Source organism: Microcella putealis, from assembly GCF_004216575.1.
Lineage (GTDB): Bacteria > Actinomycetota > Actinomycetes > Actinomycetales > Microbacteriaceae > Microcella > Microcella putealis.
In genome coordinates this window covers 544,785-565,198 of the sequence record NZ_SGWW01000001.1, presented here as the reverse complement: position 1 = coordinate 565,198, position 20,414 = coordinate 544,785, and the positions used below count along the sequence as shown (strand labels likewise).

The window sequence follows — 20,414 nt, the reverse complement described above, 5'->3', positions numbered from 1 at the left end:
TCGAGCGTACGGGGTGCGCGGGGTATTCCCGCACCCGCACTACTGCGGGGGGCCCGCGATGCGACGACGCGCCGTCTGGCGGACACCGGCAATCGCGAATAGGCCGGTACCGACCAGGAGCGCGAGCACCGCCGCGAGGGTGACCCCGGGCATCCCGACCATCCCGGTGGCGGGCAGCGTCGGAGCGGCTGCCTGCGGTGCGTCGGACCCGGCCGGCGCCTCCGGGACGACCGGAGTGATCGGGACCTCCGGCACGACGGGCGTGACGGGCACCTCCGCGGCCGGCAGCACCACCGTGCTGATGTCGACCGTGCACTCGATGCGTGCCCCTGCACCGTTTGCGGAGTCGTTGCACTGGTTGACGAGAAAGGCGAAGGCACTGTTGGAGGTGCTCGTCGTCGCTGCCACGCACGTCATGGACCCGCCCCCGCCGTTGACGCTGCCGTTGCACTGGGTGATGCCGTCAACCGAGGCATCCGTCGTGGCCGGGTCGGGGTCACACGCGCGCACGTCGCCCGTTGTCAGCGAGCCGTTGCACTGGTTGACCGGCGCGGCTGATGTCGTCGCATCTCCGGTGATCGTGTTGACGACCGTGACGGAACAGATCATCGATGACCCTCCGCCGTTGGCGCTGCCGTTGCATTGCGAGGCCTCGGTGGTCAACTCCTCATAGTTCGTCGTCGTGGGCCCCACGCAGTCCGTGAGCGGATCGACGTTCGCCGCGCCACGGCAGGCGAGAGTAGTCACGGTCGAGCTCTCTACCCCGGTAGCGAGGTCCAGCACGTTCTCAATGCTGATCTCGCAGTTCAGGCCCTCGCCGCCGACGTTCAGTTCTCCGTTGCACTGTTCGGTGACGGCCGCGTGGGCGGGTGTGGCCGAATCGAGCGCAACCAGGGTCGCCGCGGCGAGCAAGGATGCGGCGATGACGCTGGCGACGCGCACCGCGAACGGGGCTGATCCGAGCCTCAGACGAGGGGGCCGAACCGTGGTCGAGTGTGCGGTCGTTGCGACCATGAGCAGAGTCCCTCGAGCGGCGACGTCATTGAGGCGCGACCTGTCAGGCCCCTCACTAGAGCAGAACGCGGCCGTTTCACTTACGGTCTGCGCTCATTGACAGGGCAATCGTGACCACGCCGACCCCGTAGAATGAGCCCAACGACAGCGATCCGGCCATCACCGGGGAGTCCTCGGAAGAACCCCACCCTCGGGTGGGCACTAGACCCGAGCGGGGCAGGCCCGTCACAGCCGCAGAGTGAGAGGCACGACCGGGCACACACGGCCGGTCGCGCAAGCGGGGTGGTACCGCGGCGGGTCGCAATCGACCGGTCGTCCTCGCGGTAAGTGAGCAGAGCATCCACTGACCGGAGACACCATGGGCTACCCGCTGCACCGCGACACCGACGCCGTCACGCCGTCGCCGCGCTTCCCCGACCTTGAGCGCGAGGTGCTCGACTACTGGGCGACGAACGACACCTTCCGCCGCTCGGTCGCGAACCGCGAGGGCTGCGACGAGTGGGTGTTCTACGACGGCCCGCCGTTCGCCAACGGCCTGCCGCACTACGGGCACCTGCTGACGGGGTACGCGAAAGACCTCTTCCCGCGCTTCCAGACGATGCGCGGCAAGCAGGTGCACCGCCGCTTCGGCTGGGACACGCACGGCCTGCCGGCTGAACTCGAGGCGATGAAGCAGCTCGGCATCACCGAGAAGGCCGAGATCGACGCGATGGGCGTCGAGGCGTTCAACGCGAAAGCCCGTGAGAGCGTGCTGCGCTACACCGACGAGTGGCAGAGCTACGTCACCCGCCAGGCGCGCTGGGTCGACTTCGAGAACGACTATAAGACGCTCGACATCTCGTTCATGGAGAGCGTGCTGTGGGCGTTCAAGACCCTCTTCGACAAGGGCCTCGCCTACGAGGGCTACCGCGTGCTGCCCTACTGCTGGCGCGACGAGACGCCGCTGTCGAACCACGAGCTGCGCATGGATGACGACGTCTACCAAATGCGCCAAGACCAGTCGGTGACGGTCACCTTCCCGCTCGTCGGCGCGAAGGCCGAGGCCCTGGGGCTGACGAGCGTCAAGGCGCTGGCGTGGACGACGACCCCGTGGACCCTCCCGACGAACGCGGCGCTCGCCGTCGGCCCCGAGATCACGTACGCCATCGTCCCTGCTGGGCCGAATGGCGCATCGGATGCGCGGGGCGCATCCAGCGCATCCGACGCGGTCGAAGGCGAGTCGCTCTACCTGCTCGCCGCCGACACCCTGCCCGCATACGCGAAGGATCTCGGCTACGAGTCGGCAGCGGATGCGCAGGCCGCGGTCACCCGCACCATCGTCGGCAGTGAGCTCGGCGGCGTGCACTACGACCGCCTGTTCGACTACTACGCCGACGTCGAGACGTTCGGCATGCAGAACGCCTGGCAGATCCTCGTCGCCGAGTACGTCGCCACCGGCGAGGGCACCGGCATCGTGCACCAGGCGCCGGCCTACGGCGAAGACGACCAGAACGTGTGTGCGGCCGCGGGCATCCCCGTGATCATTTCGGTCGACGACGGCGGCAAGTTCCTCGACCAGGTGAGCGATGTCGCGGGGCTGCAGGTCTTCGAGGCGAACAAGACGCTCACGGGCCTGATCCGTGAGGCGGGGCGCCTGTTGCAGGGGCGCAGCTACGAGCACAGCTACCCGCACTGCTGGCGCTGCCGCAACCCCCTCATCTACAAGGCCGTCTCGAGCTGGTTCGTGCGGGTCACCGAGATTCGCGAGCGCATGCTCGAGCTGAACGAGCAGATCACGTGGGTTCCCGACAACGTCAAGCACGGCCAGTTCGGCAAGTGGCTTGAGGGCGCCCGCGACTGGTCGATCAGCCGCAACCGCTACTGGGGCAGCCCCATCCCGGTGTGGAAGAGCGACGACCCGAACCACCCGCGCATCGACGTGTACGGCTCGCTCGCCGAGCTCGAGGCCGACTTCGGCGAGCTTCCCCGTAACGCCGACGGCGAGGTCGACCTGCACCGCCCCTTCGTCGACTCGCTGACCCGGCCGAACCCCGACGACCCGAGCGGAGCATCCACGATGCGCCGCATCGAGGACGTCTTCGACGTCTGGTTCGACTCGGGCTCGATGCCGTTCGCGCAGGTGCACTACCCCTTCGAGAACGCCGACTGGTTCGACAGCCACAACCCCAGTGACTTCATCGTCGAGTACATCGGGCAGACCCGCGGCTGGTTCTACACGATGCACATTCTTGCGACCGCCCTGTTCGATCGGCCCGCGTATAAGAGCGTCATCAGCCACGGCATTGTGCTCGGCAACGACGGCCAGAAGATGTCGAAGAGCCTGCGCAATTACCCCGATGTCGCCGAGGTCTTCGACCGCGACGGCGCCGACGCGATGCGCTGGTTCCTCATGTCGAGCTCGGTCATTCGCGGCGGCAACCTCGTCGTGACCGAGGAGGGCATTCGGGCAGGCGTCCGCGAGTTCCTGCTGCCGCTGTGGAGCACCTACTACTTCTATGGGCTGTACGCGAACGCCGCCGGCCTCGCCGACGCGGCGCGCCGCACCGACTCGACGAACGTGCTCGACCGGTACCTGCTCGCCAAAACGCGCGTGCTGATCGAGACGGTCACCACCGAACTCGAGAACCTCGACTCGCCCATGGCGGCCGCCGCCGTGCGCGACTTCGCCGACGTGCTGACGAATTGGTACGTGCGCCGCTCGCGCGAGCGCTTCTGGTCGGGGGATGACCGTGACGCGTTCGACACGCTGCACACGGTTCTCGAAACGCTCGCTCGCGTCGCCGCCCCGCTCGCTCCGCTCGTCACCGAGGAGGTCTGGCGCGGCCTCACCGGCGGCGAGAGCGTGCACCTGAGCGACTGGCCGAGTGCGGACGAGTTCCCCGCCGACGATGCGCTCGTCGCCGCCATGGACCGCGTGCGTCAGCTCGCGAGCTCGGGGCTGGCGCTGCGCAAGGCCCGGAGCCTGCGCGTGCGCCTGCCGCTCGCCCGCCTCACGGTCGTCACGCCCGACGCCGCCGCACTCGAACCGTTCGGCGACATCGTGCGCGACGAGCTGAACGTGAAGGCGCTCGAGCTCGTCGAGTTCGACGACTCGCTCGTCGAGGCCTACGGCATTACCCGCCGCCTCGCCGTCAACGCGCGCGCCGCCGGCCCGCGCATCGGCAAGCAGGTGCAGCAGGTCATCGGCGCAGCCAAGGCGGGCGACTGGAGCGTCGACGGCGACACGGTCGTCGTGGGCGGCGTGCCGCTCGTCGAGGGCGAGTACACGCTCGAGCTCGAGCTGGCCGACCCCGACCAGGCGGTCGCCTTCCTTCCGGGTGGCGGCTTCGCCCTGCTCGACACGGCGCTGACGCCCGAGCTTGAGGCCGAGGGGCTCGCGCGCGACGCCGTGCGCGCCATCCAGCAGGCCCGCAAAGATGCCGAGCTCGACGTGAGCGACCGCATCCGCCTCACCGTCGAGGCCGACTCGGCCGAGACGGCCGCCGCCATCGAGGCGCACCGCGAGCTCGTCACCGGAGAAGTGCTCGCGGTGGCGCTCGAGACGCGCGTCGTCGAACTGGCGGGCGTCGACGGGGCGGTCGCGGTCGGTGACGGGCGCATCCGTATCGTTCTCGAACGCGCATAGGCGTGCCTGACAGGATGGACGCATGAGCGACGACCAGCATCACGCTGACCATGACGCCGACCGCGTCGCCGCCGACCGGGTGTACGCCGAGTTGCTCGACCGCATCGGTGAGCACGCGCCGCAACCGCGCCTCGAGCCGACGCGCCGGGCCGTCGAGCTGCTCGGCGACCCGCAGCGCAGCTACGGCGTGATTCACATCACGGGCACCAACGGTAAGACGTCGACCAGCCGCATCGCCGAGAGCATCCTGCGCGCCCACGGCCTGCGCACCGGGCTCATGACGAGCCCGCACCTCGTGCGCGTGAACGAGCGCATCGTCATCGACGGTGAGCCGATCAGCGACCGGGCGCTCGCCGACAACTGGGCCGACATTCAGCCCTACCTCTTGATGGTCGACGCCGAGCTGACGGCGAACGGCGAAGAACCGCTGACGTACTTCGAAGCGCTCACGGTGCTCGCCTTCGCGTGCTTCGCCGACGCTCCCGTCGACGTGGCGGTCGTCGAAGTCGGCATGGGCGGAGAGTGGGATTCGACCAACGTCGTCGACGGAGACGTCGCGGTGCTCACCCCGATCGCGCTCGACCACACGCACCGACTCGGCTCGACCGTGGCCGAGATCGCCCGCACGAAGGCCGGCATCATCAAGCCCGCCGCGCAGGTCGTCACGGCGCTGCAGCAGACCGAGGCGATGGACGAGATCACCCGCGCCGCCGAGCACGACGAGGCGACGATCGTCGCCGAGGGCGTCGATTTTCAGGTCGTGGATGCCCGCCTCGCCGTCGGCGGGCAGGCCCTGACCGTGCGCGGTCGCGCCGGCACCTACGACGAGCTGCTGCTGCCACTGTTTGGGCCGCACCAGGCGCAGAACGCGGCGATCGCGATCGCCGCCGTCGAGTCGTTCCTGGGCGCCGGCTCGCAGCCGCTCGCCCCCGAGGTGCTCGCGGAGGGCCTCGCCGCCGTCACGAGCCCGGGTCGCCTGCAGATCATCGCGACCGAACCGACCGTGCTCGTCGATGCCGCGCACAACCCGCACGGCGCCGAGGCGCTCGCCCGCGCCGTCATGGGCTCGTTCGCGTTCACCGCCGTCACGGCGGTCGTGGGGGTACTCGACGATAAAGACGCGCACGGCATCCTCGCCGCACTCGACCCGGTCGTCGAACGATTCGTCATCACGCAGTCCGACTCGGAGCGGGCGATTCCCGCCGCCGAACTGGCCGAGGTTGCCGCCCAGATCGCCGGGCCCGACCGGGTCATGGTGGCCGTCGACCCCGAAGAGGCCATCGCGGCCGCCCGCGAGAGCAGCGACGCGACCGCCGCCGTGCTCGTGACCGGGTCGATCACGCTCGTCGGTCAGGCGATCTCCATCATCGCCCGCGAGAATGGGGACTCGTGACGAGCATCCCCGACACCGGCCCCGACCCCGCTGACGGAGCGTCCGACGGCGACGCGAGCGCCGCATCCGCCCCCCGTCGCCCGAAGCGCGAGCGCACGGCGACCGAATCGCTCATGACCGCCACGATGGGGATGGAAATACTCGTCGTGCTGTTCGGGGCGATCGCCCTGTTCGGCACGAGGGCGACCGACCCCACCTGGCTGGCCTTCGCCGGCGGCGCGGTGCTGATCGTGCTGCTGTTCGTGGCGATCCGGCTCGCGCGATACCCGTGGGGCCTCTACGTGAGCGGTTTCGTGCAGCTGCTGCTGCTCGCGACAGGCTTCCTCGAAGTGCTCGCCGCCGTCACCGCCGCCATCTTCGTCGGCTTCTGGGTCTACAGCCTCGTGCGGGGGCGTCAGCTCGACGAGGCGAAGCGCCGCTACTACGAATCATCCACCGATCAGGAGAACTAAGCCGTGACCACCATTGAAGAGACCCTCGTTCTGATCAAGCCTGACGGCGTTGCCCGCAACCTTACGGGTGAGATCCTTGGCCGCATCGAGGCGAAGGGCTACCAGCTCGTCGATCTGCGCATGGTGCAGCCGAGCCGCGAGCTGCTCGCGCAGCACTATGCCGAACACGAGGGCAAGCCGTTCTACGAGCCGCTCATCGAGTTCATGGAGTCGGGCCCCGTCGTCGCCGCACGCGTGGCCGGGCACCGCGTCATCGAGGGCTTCCGCTCGCTCGCCGGCACCACCGACCCGACGACGGCCGCCCCCGGCACGATTCGCGGCGACCTCGGCCGCGACTGGGGGCTCAAGGTGCAGCAGAACCTCGTGCACGGCTCCGACTCGCCCGAGACGGCGGCGCGCGAGCTGGCCCTCTGGTTCGGCTAGGCCCCGCGCCGCGCCGCCCCGCCGCGCTGTGCCGCGCGACGTTACGCCCGAAGTGCTCCTGAACGGTCAGTAGTGGGGCCCTCCTCCAGACGAGGCCCCCACTACTGACGTTTCACGTCCATCTCGATCGGCGGCGTGCGCAACCTGAGTGGCATGCATCCTTTCCCGATGCCCCGCCCACCCGGCAAACTTCCCTTACCCATCTCGGCTGCTCCGTTTCCCGTTACCCGAAACGGGGCGATGGGCGTGACGCGCGATCGATTGCGCTCATCCGATATCGAGCATCCCCATCGTGGTGTCGCCGTTTCGCGGGAAGCTCCAGCGTCCATCGAGCGTCGTGCGCACGCCGCGCTGCTGCGGCCGGGCCCGCCCTCAGCGCTGAGCCACGTCTCCGGGGCCGAGCTTCTCGGCGTGCCGTTGCCCGCGACGTGGGAAGGTGACCCGATCCACCTCACCGTTGCCGCGCCATTGCGTGCGCCTCGAGGGCGCGGCGTGCTGGGGCACAGCATGCGGCTCGACAGTGACGATGTTCGCTTCGTCTCGATCCCGGTTGCAGCGGAGCGGGTCGAGCCAATGCCCGTGCTCGCTGACCCGCTCCTGCTGCTGACACTGGCCACGCAGCTTCGACCACCCGATCTTGTCGCCGCTATCGATGCCCTTCGGTTCGCGACGCGGCCGCTCGACCAACGAGGCGCTTCCACGACCCGCCGGGGCCGTGGAAACCGCCTCGGTCGCCTGGCAGAAATCCCTCCGCGAGATTCCGTTGGCTGGGTAGCCGCCGTCACACAGCTCGAACAGTGTCGCCCTGGCGCGCCGGGGCTGCGAAAACTGCGCAAGGCCTGGCTCGCGAGCGAGGAAGGGGTGCGTTCTCGGCCGGAATCGTTGCTGAGGTTGGCGATTATCGGCGCACAGTTGCCGCCACCCGTGGTGGGGTTCGCCGTGAACGGGAGTGGGTGGGCTGCGACCCCAGACCTCGCGTGGCCGGAGTTCGGCGTACTCGTTGAATACGAGGGGGATCACCACCGAACCGATCGCCGCCAGTTTGCTCATGACCTCGAACGCTTTGATCGCTATCTAGACGAAAACTGGTCACCGATCCGTGCCGTTTCAGAAGACCTCTTCTGGAATCCCAGGCCGTTGCTGCACCGCATTGCACATCGACTGAGCGAGCGAGGGTGGAAGCCTCCTCGACGCTGGGTGCTCCGAGATGTCGGCGCGTGTTCGCGATAGCCACTGCCTTGCGTGCCAATCGAGGCGCTCAACGGTCACTTGTGGGGGTTTGGCATCGTCGAAGGCCCCACAACTGACCGTTCGCGGCGGGACGGGGAAAGCGGGGCGGCTGACGGGGCGGCCGCGGTGACGCGGAGGCCGCGACGCCTGGCGTGAGGGGCGCGGCAGCTAGCGCTTTAGCAGGCCGAGGCTCGAGCTACAGCCAGCCGAGGCTGGCCGGCAGCGTCGGGAAGGCAGCCAGGATCGTCAGTGCGATCGCCGCGTAGCTGGCGACGACGAACGCCCAGCCGAACGGCATGAGGCGGGCGACCCGCCGCTGCAGGCCGCTGCCAGCACGAGTGAGCGTGCCGGTGCCGAAGGCCCAGAGCAGCGTCGCCCAGAACATCGGGATCACCGCCGCCCACACGACCAGGCAGTAGGGGCACAGCACGCCGATCACGAACACCGACTGGGTGAACAGCCAGACGACAAACGCGAAGGCCCCGGTGATGCCGGCCACGAACATCCCCCAGAACCAGCGGTCAAAGCGGGCGCCGGCGAGCAGCGCGACGCCGACCGCCATCGGGGCGACGAAGCCGGCGACCCCGAGCAGCGGGTTCGGAAACCCGAACAGCGACGCCTGCGGCGACAGCATGACGTTGCCGCACGACAGCAGCGGGTTCACGTCGCAGGCGATCTCGTAGGCCGGGTCGGCGAGGCTGCGCACGCGTTCGACGATGAGCGCCATGGCACCCCACCAGCCAACGGCCCCGGTGATGATGAGGGTTATGGCCATCGCCCAGGGTCGTCGCGCAGTGCTCACCTCCCCAGTATCGCCCGCCCGCGTGACGGCTCGCCCGGGTCGAACGTCCTGTGTTCCGGGAGGGCCGTGCGATAATGAGGGGCAGTCGGCGCAAGAACCCCTTGCGCCGGCGAACGAAAAGCTTTCCGGGTATGTACCGGGCCGGTTCCGCGGCGCACGATGCGTCGCAACCGTCGGATAGCCAGTTCCGACCGAATGCGTGGTGACAGCGCGCGATGGTCTCGCACCGCCCCGATCGTGCGGCGCAAAACCACAGACACAGAGTTCGTCGGATGCTCGCGGGCGTCCGGCACGACAGGTTCCGCTGGGCAGGCCCCGGCGATCGAGGAGTGCACCAGCGATGGTGAGTGATGACAACACCCAGAACGACACAGATGGCACGCGACGTCGCGGACGGATCTTCGGAGGGCGGGGGCGCAAGCGCGCGGAAGAGGCCGTAGCCGGCCTCGCCACGCCGGCCACCGACGCGGGCACGGACGCCGTCGAGCCCGCGGTCGCGCCTGAGGCCCCGCCTGCCGCAGCCGCCGACGCTGCTGCTGCCGCTGAGCCCGCGGCGCCTGCTGAGGCTGAGGCCACCGCCGAAAGCGCTGCTTCCGCTGAAACAGTTGTGCTGGCCGACTCTGCAGCGCCGGCCGAACCGGCCGAGTCTGCCGAGCCCGCCGCGCCGGCCGAGGCTGCCGAGCCCGCCGCGCCGGCTGAGCCCGAGCCCTCTGCCCCCGCCGAACCCGAGCGTCCGCTTGTGCGTGCCCTGACGACTACCGACCTGCTTTTCGTGCCGCCGCCCGCGGAGCTGGTGCGCGCATCCGCCCCGCCGTCGCGCAGCGCTGCTCCGATGACGAGCGACGACGATGACGACGATACGAGTGTTGCGGGCCGTCGCCGCCGTCGCCGCGCCCGCGGGGGTGCCGACGAGCAGGGTGGCCGCGAGCAGGGCGGCCGCGACACCGGCGGTCGCGACCAGGGCGGTCGCCAACAGGGTGGCCGCGCCGCCGACCGCGACGACCGCGATGGCCGTGACGACCGCGATGACCGCGACGACGAGGGCGGCTCGACCCGCACCCGCTCGCGCGGCCGGGGGCGCACCGGCTCGGCGCGTCGCGAACCCGAACTGATCACCGAACCGCAGCGCATCAAGGGGTCGACCCGCCTCGAGGCCAAGAAGCAGCGTCGCCGCGACGGCCGCGATGCCGGCCGCCGCCGCCCGGTGGTGACCGAGGCCGAGTTCCTGGCCCGCCGCGAGAGCGTCGATCGCGTCATGGTCGTGCGCTCGAAAGAGAACCGTATCCAGATCGGCGTGATGGAAGACGGCGTGCTCGTCGAGCACTACGTCGCCCGGTCGAGCGAGTCGAGCCTCATCGGCAACGTCTACCTCGGCAAGGTGCAGAACGTGCTGCCCAGCATGGAGGCGGCCTTCGTCGACATCGGCCGCGGCCGCAACGCCGTGCTGTACTCGGGTGAGGTCGACTGGGAGGCCGCGCAGGCCGACGGCGAGAAGAACCAGCCGCGCCGCATCGAGCTGGCCCTGAAGCCCGGCGACAAGGTTCTCGTGCAGGTCACGAAAGACCCGATCGGCCACAAGGGCGCACGCCTCACGAGCCAGGTCAGCCTGCCGGGCCGCTACCTCGTGTACGTGCCGAACGGCTCGATGAGCGGGATCAGCCGCAAGCTGCCCGACACCGAGCGGGCGCGCCTGAAGAAGATCTTGAAAGAGGTCCTTCCCGAGAACGTCGGCGTCATCGTGCGCACGGCCGCCGAGGGCGCGACGGAAGAGCAGCTGACGCTCGACGTGCAGCGCCTCACGAGCCAGTGGGAGCACATCCAGAAGCAGCTCGAGAACTCGGGCGCCCCGGTGCTCTTGCACTCCGAGCCCGATCTGCTCGTCAAGATCGTGCGCGACGTTTTCAACGAAGACTTCCGCTCGATGGTCATTCACGGCGAGGATGCTCACCGCACGATCACGAGTTACCTCGAGTCGGTCGCGCCCGATTTGCTCGAGCGCGTCGAGAAGCACGACGGCGAGCACGACCCCTTCGACGAGCACCGCATCACCGAGCAAATCGAGAAGGCGCTCGAGCGCAAGGTCTGGCTGCCCTCGGGCGGCTCGCTCGTCATCGACCGCACCGAGGCGATGACGGTCGTCGACGTCAACACCGGCAAGTTCGTCGGCTCGGGCGGCAACCTCGAAGAGACCGTCACGAAGAACAACCTCGAGGCTGCGGAAGAGATTGTGCGGCAGCTGCGGTTGCGCGACATTGGCGGCATCATCGTCGTCGACTTCATCGACATGGTGCTCGAATCGAACCGCGACCTCGTGCTGCGTCGCCTCGTCGAGTGCCTGAGCCGCGACCGCACGAAGCACCAGGTCGCCGAGGTCACGAGCCTGGGCCTCGTGCAGATGACCCGCAAACGCATCGGCCTCGGCCTGCTCGAAACCTTCAGTGAGCAGTGCGACGTCTGCGCCGGGCGCGGCCTCATCGTGCACCACGACCCGGTCGTCAAGCACCGCGGCCCCAACTCGAACGACAACGGGGCACGGGGTGGACGCCGCGGCGGCAACGCCTCTGGCGGCAACGGCAATGGCAACGGTGGCTCGTCGCGCGGCGGCTCCTCGCAGAAGTCGACGTCGGCGCCCGCGGCTCACGCGATCACGGAAGACGTGTCGAAGGCGCTGGCGACGATCGCGGCGAAGACCGTGCACCACGACACCGAAGTCGTCGCCGACGCCCCGGCGGCCGCGACCGCTGACGGCGCGAACGCGACGGGCTCTGCCCCCGAGCAGTCGCCCGCGGTGAGTGACGCAGGCGGCGCGAGCGAGGCGAGCGGCGAGGCCGACGCAGGCGAGGGGAGCCAGGCTGGCTCCACTCGTGACCGCAAGAGCCGACGGTCGTCCGCGAAGCAGCCGGCCCAGCAGGCCGTGCCGGCGACAGACGCGTCAGCAGAGCGGTCGGCCGATCAGGTCGTCGAGATTCTCGACATCCCGATCCCGGTGACGAAGCAGCCGCGCACGCGGCCGGCGGTTGACCCGTCGGCGGCCGAGCAGCTGCTCGGCTCGGTGCTCGAGTCGCTGCCTGAGCCGCCCGCGCCGGGCACGCGTAAGCGAGCCTCCCGCCGCGCGACGACGGGCACGATCACGGCCGCGCCGACGAGCGAGGCGCCCGCCGTCGACTAGTCTCGAAGCACTGTGACCCGCACCGCGCACACACACTCCCACGACTCGCTCGCCGCGAGTTCCGGGCGACGCATGCGTCCGAAACACGTGGTGTGGATGCTCGCGGGCATTGCGGGGCTCGTCGCGGTCGTCGCCGTGCGGCACCTGACGGCCGAGGGTGGCCCCTGGTCACTGCCCAACGTGGGGCAAGACCTGCTCACGCTCTCGACGAGTGTGCTCGTCGAGTCGCTGCCGTTCATCGTGCTCGGCCTGGTGCTGTCGATCGTCGTGCAGGTGTGGGTGCCGCAGAGCTGGCTCATGCGATGGCTTCCCCGCAATGCGGTCGGCCGCCGCGCGATCATCTCGATGTTCGGCATGTTCCTGCCGGTCTGCGAGTGCGGCAACGTGCCGCTTGCCCGCGGCCTCGTGCGGCGCGGCTTCTCGGTACCCGAGTCGATGACGTTCCTCATCGCTGCGCCGATCCTGAATCCCGTCGTGATCATCACGACACACCAGGCTTTCGGTTTCGACGACGGCATTCTGGTGGCCCGCCTCATCGGCGGCTTTCTGATCGCCAACCTGATCGGCTGGATCTTCTCGAAGCACCCCGACCCCGAGACCCTGCTGACCGAGCGTTTCGCAGAGCAGTGCCGCATCGACGATCCCGCCCACGAGCATCCGACGAAGTGGCAGCAGACGCTCGACCTGTTCGTGCGCGAGACGAGCATCCTGATGCCGGCGCTCGTGATCGGCGCCCTCGTGGCCGGCGGTATTCAGGTGATCGTGCCGCGCGAGATTCTTGTCGCGCTCGGCAGCCACCCGCTGTGGTCGATCGTCGCGATGATGGTGCTCGCCTTCATCATCTCGGTCTGCTCGAACGTCGACTCGTTCTTCATCCTGCCGTTTGCCGCGACGTTCCTGCCCGGCTCGATCGTGACCTTCCTCGTGTTCGGCCCGATCATCGACGTGAAAATGCTCGCCCTCATGCGCACGACGTACTCCACCCAAACGCTTATTCAGGTGACGACGATCGTGGGGCTGCTCGCCGCCGCCCTCGGACTGGTGGTGAACTATGTGGCGTAGCGTGCAGCGCTGGCGCGGGCTCGTGATCATCGGCGCGATGGCCGCCGTCACCCTGTGGCTGGCGGCCTCCGGCCAGCTCGCCCTCTACATTCACCCCCGCTACAACCTCTTCACGGTGCTGATGGCGATCATCGCGGTTGTCTTGGTTGTCGGCGCCCTGGTCGGCCGCCGCCACCATGACGATGAGGATGCGCCCCCGCCGCCGCGTCGTTCGCGCGCGATCGCGCTGACGGCCGCCGCCATCGCCGGGGTCTTCACGATCGGCATGGTCGTCGTGCCGCCCGCCACCCTGTCGACCGCGACGGCCGAGCAGCGCGCCATCAACGCGTCGGCCGCGAGTGACGCCGAGGCGTTCGAGGCGGCGACGACCGCCGACGCCGAGCAGGTCGCCCGGTTCACGGTGCGCGAGTGGGCCACGATTCTGCGTCAAACGAGCGACCTGTCATTCTTCGCCGATAAGCCGGTCACCGAGCTCGTCGGCTTCGTCACGCCCGACACCAGCGACCCTGACAACGTGTTCTACGTCTCGCGCTTTACGGTGACGTGCTGCGCGGTCGATGCCCAGCCGCTCGGCGTTCCCGTCTACCTCCCGGGCTGGAGCGACGAGTTCGCCGTGGACGACTGGGTGTCGATCGACGGCGAGTTCGGCAGCAACCCCAGTAGCGACAGCGACCAGCCGGTGGTCATCCTGCCCGCCGAGGTCACCCCGATCGAGCTGCCCCGTGAGCCGTACCTCTTCTGAGTGGCGCGGCTTCCGTCGCGCCTTCTGGTGGACGGCCGCGGTCACGACGGGCGTCGGCGCCGTCTTTCTCCTGCTGGGCGCGATGCAGGGCCCGAAGCTGTCGACCGCGCAGGTCGACACGGTGCGCGTCACCGAGCAGGCGGGCCAGCAGCTGCGCCTGTTCGCGAATCAGCCCCTCAGTGACATCGACGCCTCGCAGGTGACGGTCGAGCCGGATGCTGAGGTCACCGTCTCGGTGCAGAACGAATTGATCGCGGTGCAATTTGCTGAGCCGCTGCGCTACGCGACCGACTACACCGTGACGATCGAGAACGTCGCCTCGCCCTCCCGGGAGGCGATGAGCGCGTTCACCCATCGCTTCACGACGGCGCCCGGCTCGTTCGTCTACGTCGACCGCGGCGCCGAGGTCGATGAGGTGTTGCGCGCTCGCGTCGACGGTACGGGCCGCGGTGAGGTGCTGCACAGCGCCTCGGGTATCGAGTTTGCGGCGCCGCTGGGCAGCGCCGTCGTGCTGACGCGCGAGGCGGAGGGCGGCACGAGCCTGCTCGAGGTCGTCGACGTGGCGTCGGGGGTGGTTGAGTCCGTCGTGCTTCCCGAGCGGGGGCTGCGCATCGATGAGCTGGTGGTTCCGCAGAGTGGCACAACGGTCGCCGTCGTGATGAGTTCGGTGGACAATGCGGATGCGCCGACACGCCGGGTCGGAATCGTCGACCTCGGGGGAGTGGGGGTCGTCGAGTGGCTGACGGGCCTCGACGGGGCGGTGCTGCAGGCGCAGACGGTGCTACCGGTGCCCGCCGGTGACACGCTGCTCGTGCACGGCATCGACGGCACGCTCACGTCGCTACCCCTCGCCGACCCCACGCTCGCTCTGCCGATCGGGCAGTTCACCGAGGTGCACGCGGTGTCGGCCGACGGCACGCGGGTGAGCGCCACCGATCCTTTCGGCGGTGTCGCCCTCGATCTCGTCACGGGCGAGGAAGAGCGCGTCAATCCCTCGCTGTTCAACGATGCCCTGGTGTTCGGTGCCGACTTCCAGCTGCTCAGCGGCGACGAGCGCGTCCAGCGGGTCGCGGTGACCGATGACGCGGGCCTCGCCGTCGCGAACCTGATCGTCGCCGACGACGGCAGCGGAGCATCCCGGATGCTCGCGCGCACCCTCGACGACGCCGGCTCATTTGGCGCGTTCCGCGTCTCGCCGAACAACGAGTTCGTGGCGATCGAGGTCACCCCGAGTGTCGCCGACGCCGTGCCGGATAGGCGCGCGATCAACCCCCAGGCCGAGTCGGTGACCGTTGTGGTTGTCGATATCGCGAGCGGTGATCTCGTGCGCAGCGTCGCGGGCTTCGGGCCCGGCTGGTAGCGGACGCGCGACGGAGCGGATGCGCGCGTGAGCGGGTGCGCGCCTCAGCGGCTGCGCGTCGCGCGCTTGTCGCGCTGCCGCACGCGCAGACCGGCGGCCTGCAGGCGTGCCACGAGCTCACGCGGGCTCACGGGCTCGGCGCCGAGCGTCACGAGCTCGGCGAAGCGTTCCTCGGGGTAGTCGTAGTGGTCGTGATCGAAGCCGCGCGGCGGAATGCCGGCGCGCTCGGCGAACGCGTGCAGTTCATCCAGCGAGTGATCGCTGACAAGGTGCCCCCACAGGCGCCCGTGCGCCGGCCACATCGCCGCGTCGATGAGAATCGCCATGATGTGCAGAGTGTAGGCTGTCAGGGTTGCGCGACGCCGTGGCCCCTCGTTTGACCGGGCCCGTTGCGCTCGGCTATTCTTGACCGTTGGTGTGCGCTGGGCAGAAGCTCGCGCCTGACACCCGCAGTCTTGAGCAAGAAGTTCCTTCGAACGAAGTAAAGGTGAAACGTGGTCTACGCAGTTGTGCGCGCCGGTGGGCGGCAGGAAAAGGTCGAGGTTGGCACGGTAGTCGTGCTTGACCGCGTTACCCCGGGCGAGGACGGCACGATCCAGCTGACCCCGGTTCTGCACGTCGACGGTGACACGGTCACCACCGACGCCAAGAAGCTTTCGAAGATCACCGTGACCGCCGAGGTCCTGGGTGACCTCCGCGGCCCGAAGATCATCATCCAGAAGTACAAGAACAAGACCGGGTACAAGAAGCGCCAGGGCCACCGCTCTGAGCTGACCCGCGTCAAGATCACCGGCATCAAGTAAGAAGGGTCGCGAGAAGACATGGCACACAAAAAGGGCGCATCGTCCACCCGTAACGGCCGCGACTCGAACCCCCAGTACCTGGGTGTGAAGCGCTTCGGCGGCCAGGTTGTCAAGGCCGGCGAGATCATCGTTCGCCAGCGTGGCACCCACTTCCACCCCGGCGCCAACGTGGGCCGTGGCGGCGACGACACGCTGTTCGCGCTGTCGGCCGGTGCGGTGCAGTTCGGCCAGAAGGGCGGCCGCAAGGTCGTCAACATCGTCGCGGGCGAGTAACCCACACGATCACCAGCATCCGATGACGGGGCGGGCTTCGGCCCGCCCCGTCATCGTCGTTACATGAGGGTGCACCCACCCGACCCCTGTTGGGCGCGCGACATCGCCGCCGCTCAACACCCAGCCCGCCCCGCTCGGGGCGCAATTTGCGAGGAGGACCGCCATGGCAACGTTCGTTGACCGGGTGACCCTGCACCTGCGCGCTGGGCATGGTGGCCACGGCTGCGTGTCGGTGCGCCGCGAGAAGTTCAAGCCGCTCGCCGGCCCCGACGGCGGCAATGGCGGTGACGGGGGCGACATCGTGCTCGTCGCCGATGCGCAAGAGACGACTCTGTTGCCGTACCACCGCCGCCCGCACCGCACGAGCGACAACGGCGGCCCGGGTATGGGCGACAACCGCGCCGGTTTCTCGGGTGGCGCCCTCGTGTTGCCCGTTCCCGTGGGCACCGTCGTGCGCGACGCCGACGGCACCGAACTCGTCGACCTCGTCGAGCCCGGCATGCGCATCGTCGTCGCGCCCGGCGGCCGCGGCGGCCTCGGCAACGCGGCCCTCGCGACGACCAAGCGCAAGGCGCCGGGCTTCGCGCTGCTCGGCACGCCCGGGTGGGAGGGCGACGTCGTCCTCGAGCTCAAGACCGTGGCCGATGTGGCACTCGTGGGGTACCCGAGCGCTGGCAAGTCGAGCCTGATCGCCGCGATCTCGGCGGCGAAGCCGAAGATCGCCGACTACCCCTTTACGACGCTGCACCCCAACCTCGGGGTCGTCGAGGCGGGCGACGTGCGCTACACCGTCGCCGACGTTCCCGGCCTCATCGAGGGCGCGAGCGAGGGCAAGGGGTTGGGCCTCGAGTTCTTGCGTCACGTCGAGCGGTGCACCGCGCTTTTGCACGTACTCGACTGCGCCACGCTCGAACCCGGCCGCGACCCGCTGAGTGACCTCGACGTGATTCTCGCTGAGCTGGCCGCCTACCCCGTGCCCGAGGGGCAGACGCCGCTGCTCGAGCGCCCGCAGCTCGTCGCCCTCAACAAGGTTGACGTGCCCGACGGGCACGAGCTCGCCGAGTTCGTGCGCCCCGAACTCGAGAAGCGCGGCTACCGCGTGTTCGAGATCAGCGCCGTGAGCCGCGCGGGACTGCGCGAGCTGACCTTCGCCCTGGGCGAGGTCGTCGCTGCCGACCGCGAGGCTCGGGCAGCTGAGTCGACGGTGCGCGAGCGCATCGTGCTGCGCCCCGCCCCCGTCCACGAGAAAGACTTCACCGTCACGGTCGAGGGCGGCAGCTACGGCGATGTGTACCGCATCCGCGGCGAGAAGCCCGAGCGCTGGGTGCAGCAGACCGACTTCCGCAACGACGAGGCCATCGGCTACCTCGCCGACCGCCTGGCGAAGCTCGGCGTCGAAGACGAACTGTTCGCCAAGGGCGCCGTGGCGGGCGCCACCGTCATCATCGGCCCGGGCGACGGGGTCGTCTTCGACTGGGAGCCGACGCTCACGAGCGCGGCCGAGCTGTTGACCGCGCCCCGCGGCACCGACCCCCGTCTCGACGCGCTGAACCGTCCGACGACCAGCCAGCGCCGTCAGAGCTACAAAGAGCGCATGGATGCGAAAACCGAGGCGCGCGCCGAGCTGCAGCGCGAGCGCGAGGCGGGCGTCTGGCGCGAGGACCACGCCGAGGAGCAGGAATGACCGCAGCCCGTCCCGCTGTCGCGGAGGCGAAGCGCATCGTCGTGAAGGTCGGGTCGTCGTCGATCAGCGGCGCGAACACCGGCCAGATTGCGCCGCTCGTCGACGCCCTCGCCGCGGCCCACGCGCGCGGCGTCGAGGTGATCCTCGTCAGCTCCGGCGCGATCGCGACGGGCATGCCCTACCTGCATCTCGATGCTCGCCCGAACGACCTGGCGACGCAGCAGGCCGCCGCGGCCGTCGGCCAGAACCTGCTCATGGTGCGCTACCAAGACAGCCTCGACCGCTACGGGCTCACCGCCGCGCAGGTGCTGCTCACGGCGGGCGACCTCGAGCATTCGACGCCGCGCAGCAACGCGCAACGCGCGATTGACCGCCTGCTGGGCCTGCGCATCCTGCCGATCGTGAATGAGAACGACACGGTCGCGACCCACGAAATTCGCTTCGGCGACAACGACCGCCTCGCGGCCCTCGTCGCCGAGCTCGTCGGCGCTGACCTGCTCGTGCTGCTCAGCGACGTCGACGCGCTCTACACGCGGCCGCCGCACGAGCCGGGCGCCGAGCGCATCGACGAGGTCGCCGCCGACGACGAGCTCGAGCGCGTCGAGATTGGCGAGGCGGGTGCCGCCGGCGTCGGAACCGGGGGAGCGGCGACGAAGGTGGCCTCGGCAAAGCTCGCCGCCCGGCAGGGAACGCCCGTCGTCTTGACGTCGACGGCGAACGTGCGCAGGGCGCTCGATGGCGACGCTGTCGGCACGTGGTTTCACGCCTCCTCGCTAGACTGACGGCATGGTCATGACGATGAGCTCGGCCCCCGTTCACGGCGAAAATGTTCCGCTCGACGGCGTGCCGGCCGGCCTCATCGACGACACGCTCGCGGCCGCCAAGACCGCCTCCCGCGCGCTTGGGCAGGCGACGACCGCCGTGAAGGATGCCGCGCTCGCCGCCATCGCGGACGCTCTCGTCGCGAACGCCCCCCGCATCATTGAGGCGAACGCGGCCGACCTGAGCCGCGGCCGCGAGAACGGGCTGAGTGACGGCCTGATCGACCGCCTGCGGCTCGACGAGACGCGGGTCGCGGCGCTCGCGTCTGCCGTGCGCGACGTGATCGCGCTGCCCGACCCAGTGGGCACGGTCGTGCGCGGTTCGACGCTGCCGAACGGGGTACAGCTGAGCCAGGTGCGCGTGCCGTTCGGCGTCGTTGGGGCGATTTACGAGGCGCGCCCGAACGTGACGGTCGACATCGCGGCGCTCGCGCTGAAGAGCGGCAACGCCGCCGTGCTGCGCGGCGGCAGCGCCGCCCGCTCGAGCAACGAGGTGCTCGTCTCCGTGATTCAGCAGGCGCTGGTCGCGGTGGGCTTGCCCGAGGCCGCCGTGCAGACGATCGACGAGCACGGTCGCGCGGGTGCGACCGCGCTCATGCGCGCCCGCGGCTACGTCGACGTGCTGATCCCGCGCGGCAGCGCCGACCTCATTCAGACCGTGGTGCGCGAGTCGACTGTTCCCGTCATCGAGACGGGTGCGGGTGTCGTGCACATTGTGCTCGACGCGAGCGCCGACGAGCAGATGGCGGTCGACATCGTCCACAACGCGAAGGTGCAGCGGCCGAGCGTCTGCAACGCCGTCGAGACGGTGCTCGTGCACCGCGACGCGGCCGAGCGGCTGGTGCCGTCCGTCGTTCAGGCGCTGCGTGCATCCGGAGTTCTCGTGCGCGGCGACGAGCGCGCCCGCGCCGTCGTCGCCGATCTCGAGGTCGCGAGCGACGACGATTTCGCGACCGAGCACATGGCTCTCGAACTGTCGATCGGCATCGTCGACGACCTGGATGCGGCCCTCGCGCACATCCGCCGCTTCTCGACCCAGCACACCGAGTCGATCATCACGCGCGACATGGCGAACGCCGAACGATTCTTGGCGGAGGTCGACTCGGCGGTCGTGATGGTGAACGCCTCCACGCGCTTCAGCGACGGCGGCGAATTCGGTTTCGGCGCTGAGGTGGGCATCTCGACGCAGAAGATGCACGCGCGCGGCCCCATGGGCCTTCCCGAGCTGACGAGCACCAAGTGGATCGTGCGCGGCTCGGGGCAGGTGCGCGGGTAGCGCCCGCTAGACTGATGCCCCCGACCGTTCCGGCAGAGAGTAAGTAGAGCCCCATGACGTCGCTGAGCAGCACCATTCTGGCCCTCGATGAGTACGCGCCGCTGTTCGCGCCGCCGCTCGTGATCGCCGGCATCGCCGCGCTCGCGTTCTTCATGCTCGGCGTCGTCGTGCACGCGTACCGCGACGTCGCCAACCGCCACCGCAACAAGACCTCGAACCCCATGCGCGGCGAGGGTGGTCACGGCGCCGGCCACTAGGCCCTGACGCCGAACCGGAGCGCCCCGA

Annotated in this window: 18 protein-coding genes; 15 read left to right on the top strand and 3 right to left on the bottom strand. The window is 69.4% G+C overall.

The genetic code is table 11. The features are described 5' to 3' along the window. Positions 1-39: 39 nt before the first annotated feature. On the bottom strand, positions 40-912 hold the full coding sequence (locus tag EV141_RS02775) for an LPXTG cell wall anchor domain-containing protein (RefSeq protein ID WP_130484433.1): 873 nt from the start codon (positions 910-912) through the stop codon (positions 40-42). 460 nt (positions 913-1,372) lie between these two features. On the opposite strand from EV141_RS02775, the gene ileS reads away from it, so the two are divergent. From ileS to EV141_RS02750, 5 genes are all read left to right on the top strand, one after another. Beyond that, entirely contained in the window at positions 1,373-4,639 is a 3,267-nt protein-coding gene (gene ileS, locus EV141_RS02770; protein ID WP_130484432.1) for an isoleucine--tRNA ligase, read from the top strand. A 22-nt stretch (positions 4,640-4,661) separates the two neighbouring features. After that, positions 4,662-6,032 carry a bifunctional folylpolyglutamate synthase/dihydrofolate synthase gene (locus EV141_RS02765; RefSeq protein WP_130484431.1) on the top strand — a complete coding sequence of 457 codons (1,371 nt, stop codon included), beginning with the start codon at positions 4,662-4,664 and terminating at the stop codon, positions 6,030-6,032. Next, positions 6,029-6,484, top strand: a complete 456-nt coding sequence (locus EV141_RS02760; RefSeq protein ID WP_130484430.1) for a DUF4233 domain-containing protein — start codon at positions 6,029-6,031, stop codon at positions 6,482-6,484. The genes EV141_RS02765 and EV141_RS02760 overlap by 4 nt, the downstream gene beginning before the upstream one ends. A 3-nt stretch (positions 6,485-6,487) precedes the next feature. After that, positions 6,488-6,907: a nucleoside-diphosphate kinase gene (ndk, locus tag EV141_RS02755; RefSeq protein ID WP_241968965.1), complete on the top strand. Its 420-nt coding sequence runs from the start codon at positions 6,488-6,490 to the stop codon at positions 6,905-6,907. A gap of 246 nt (positions 6,908-7,153) precedes the next feature. Further along, positions 7,154-8,137 (top strand): hypothetical protein, encoded by a 984-nt coding sequence (locus EV141_RS02750; protein WP_141914306.1) that lies wholly within the window; start codon positions 7,154-7,156, stop codon positions 8,135-8,137. A 196-nt stretch (positions 8,138-8,333) separates the two neighbouring features. Here the strand turns inward: EV141_RS02750 and EV141_RS02745 are convergent, their stop codons facing one another. Then, positions 8,334-8,939, bottom strand: a complete 606-nt coding sequence (locus EV141_RS02745; RefSeq protein ID WP_241968963.1) for a vitamin K epoxide reductase family protein — start codon at positions 8,937-8,939, stop codon at positions 8,334-8,336. Positions 8,940-9,279: 340 nt separating this feature from the next. Between EV141_RS02745 and EV141_RS02740 the strand changes: the two genes are divergently transcribed. The 4 genes from EV141_RS02740 to EV141_RS02725 all read left to right on the top strand — a co-directional run bounded on the left by EV141_RS02740 (position 9,280) and on the right by EV141_RS02725 (position 15,272). Next, entirely contained in the window at positions 9,280-12,108 is a 2,829-nt protein-coding gene (locus EV141_RS02740) for an Rne/Rng family ribonuclease (protein WP_130484428.1), read from the top strand. Positions 12,109-12,180: 72 nt separating this feature from the next. After that, positions 12,181-13,170, top strand: a complete 990-nt coding sequence (locus tag EV141_RS02735; RefSeq protein ID WP_130484427.1) for a permease — start codon at positions 12,181-12,183, stop codon at positions 13,168-13,170. Position 13,171: 1 nt separating this feature from the next. Continuing rightward, positions 13,172-13,912: a TIGR03943 family putative permease subunit gene (locus tag EV141_RS02730; protein ID WP_241968961.1), complete on the top strand. Its 741-nt coding sequence runs from the start codon at positions 13,172-13,174 to the stop codon at positions 13,910-13,912. Next, positions 13,893-15,272: a hypothetical protein gene (locus tag EV141_RS02725; RefSeq protein ID WP_130484425.1), complete on the top strand. Its 1,380-nt coding sequence runs from the start codon at positions 13,893-13,895 to the stop codon at positions 15,270-15,272. The genes EV141_RS02730 and EV141_RS02725 overlap by 20 nt, the downstream gene beginning before the upstream one ends. A gap of 44 nt (positions 15,273-15,316) precedes the next feature. Here EV141_RS02725 and EV141_RS02720 read toward each other — a convergent pair whose 3' ends face one another. After that, positions 15,317-15,598, bottom strand: coding sequence for a DUF4031 domain-containing protein (locus EV141_RS02720; RefSeq protein WP_130484424.1), 282 nt, complete (start codon positions 15,596-15,598; stop codon positions 15,317-15,319). A 168-nt stretch (positions 15,599-15,766) separates the two neighbouring features. Here EV141_RS02720 and rplU point away from each other — a divergent pair, with 168 nt between their 5' ends. The 6 genes from rplU to EV141_RS02690 all read left to right on the top strand — a co-directional run bounded on the left by rplU (position 15,767) and on the right by EV141_RS02690 (position 20,386). Continuing rightward, on the top strand, positions 15,767-16,075 hold the full coding sequence (rplU, locus tag EV141_RS02715; RefSeq protein WP_130484423.1) for a 50S ribosomal protein L21: 309 nt from the start codon (positions 15,767-15,769) through the stop codon (positions 16,073-16,075). Positions 16,076-16,093: 18 nt separating this feature from the next. After that, positions 16,094-16,348: a 50S ribosomal protein L27 gene (rpmA, locus tag EV141_RS02710; RefSeq protein ID WP_130281675.1), complete on the top strand. Its 255-nt coding sequence runs from the start codon at positions 16,094-16,096 to the stop codon at positions 16,346-16,348. Positions 16,349-16,511: 163 nt separating this feature from the next. Further along, complete coding sequence (obgE, locus tag EV141_RS02705) at positions 16,512-18,032, top strand: GTPase ObgE (protein WP_130484422.1); 1,521 nt, start codon at positions 16,512-16,514, stop codon at positions 18,030-18,032. Then, positions 18,029-18,814, top strand: coding sequence for a glutamate 5-kinase (proB, locus tag EV141_RS02700; protein WP_130484421.1), 786 nt, complete (start codon positions 18,029-18,031; stop codon positions 18,812-18,814). Before obgE ends, proB begins: the two co-directional genes overlap by 4 nt. Positions 18,815-18,818: 4 nt before the next feature. After that, positions 18,819-20,129 (top strand): glutamate-5-semialdehyde dehydrogenase, encoded by a 1,311-nt coding sequence (locus EV141_RS02695; RefSeq protein ID WP_375880263.1) that lies wholly within the window; start codon positions 18,819-18,821, stop codon positions 20,127-20,129. 53 nt (positions 20,130-20,182) lie between these two features. After that, complete coding sequence (locus EV141_RS02690) at positions 20,183-20,386, top strand: hypothetical protein (RefSeq protein WP_130484420.1); 204 nt, start codon at positions 20,183-20,185, stop codon at positions 20,384-20,386. The last annotated feature ends 28 nt before the right edge of the window (positions 20,387-20,414 follow it).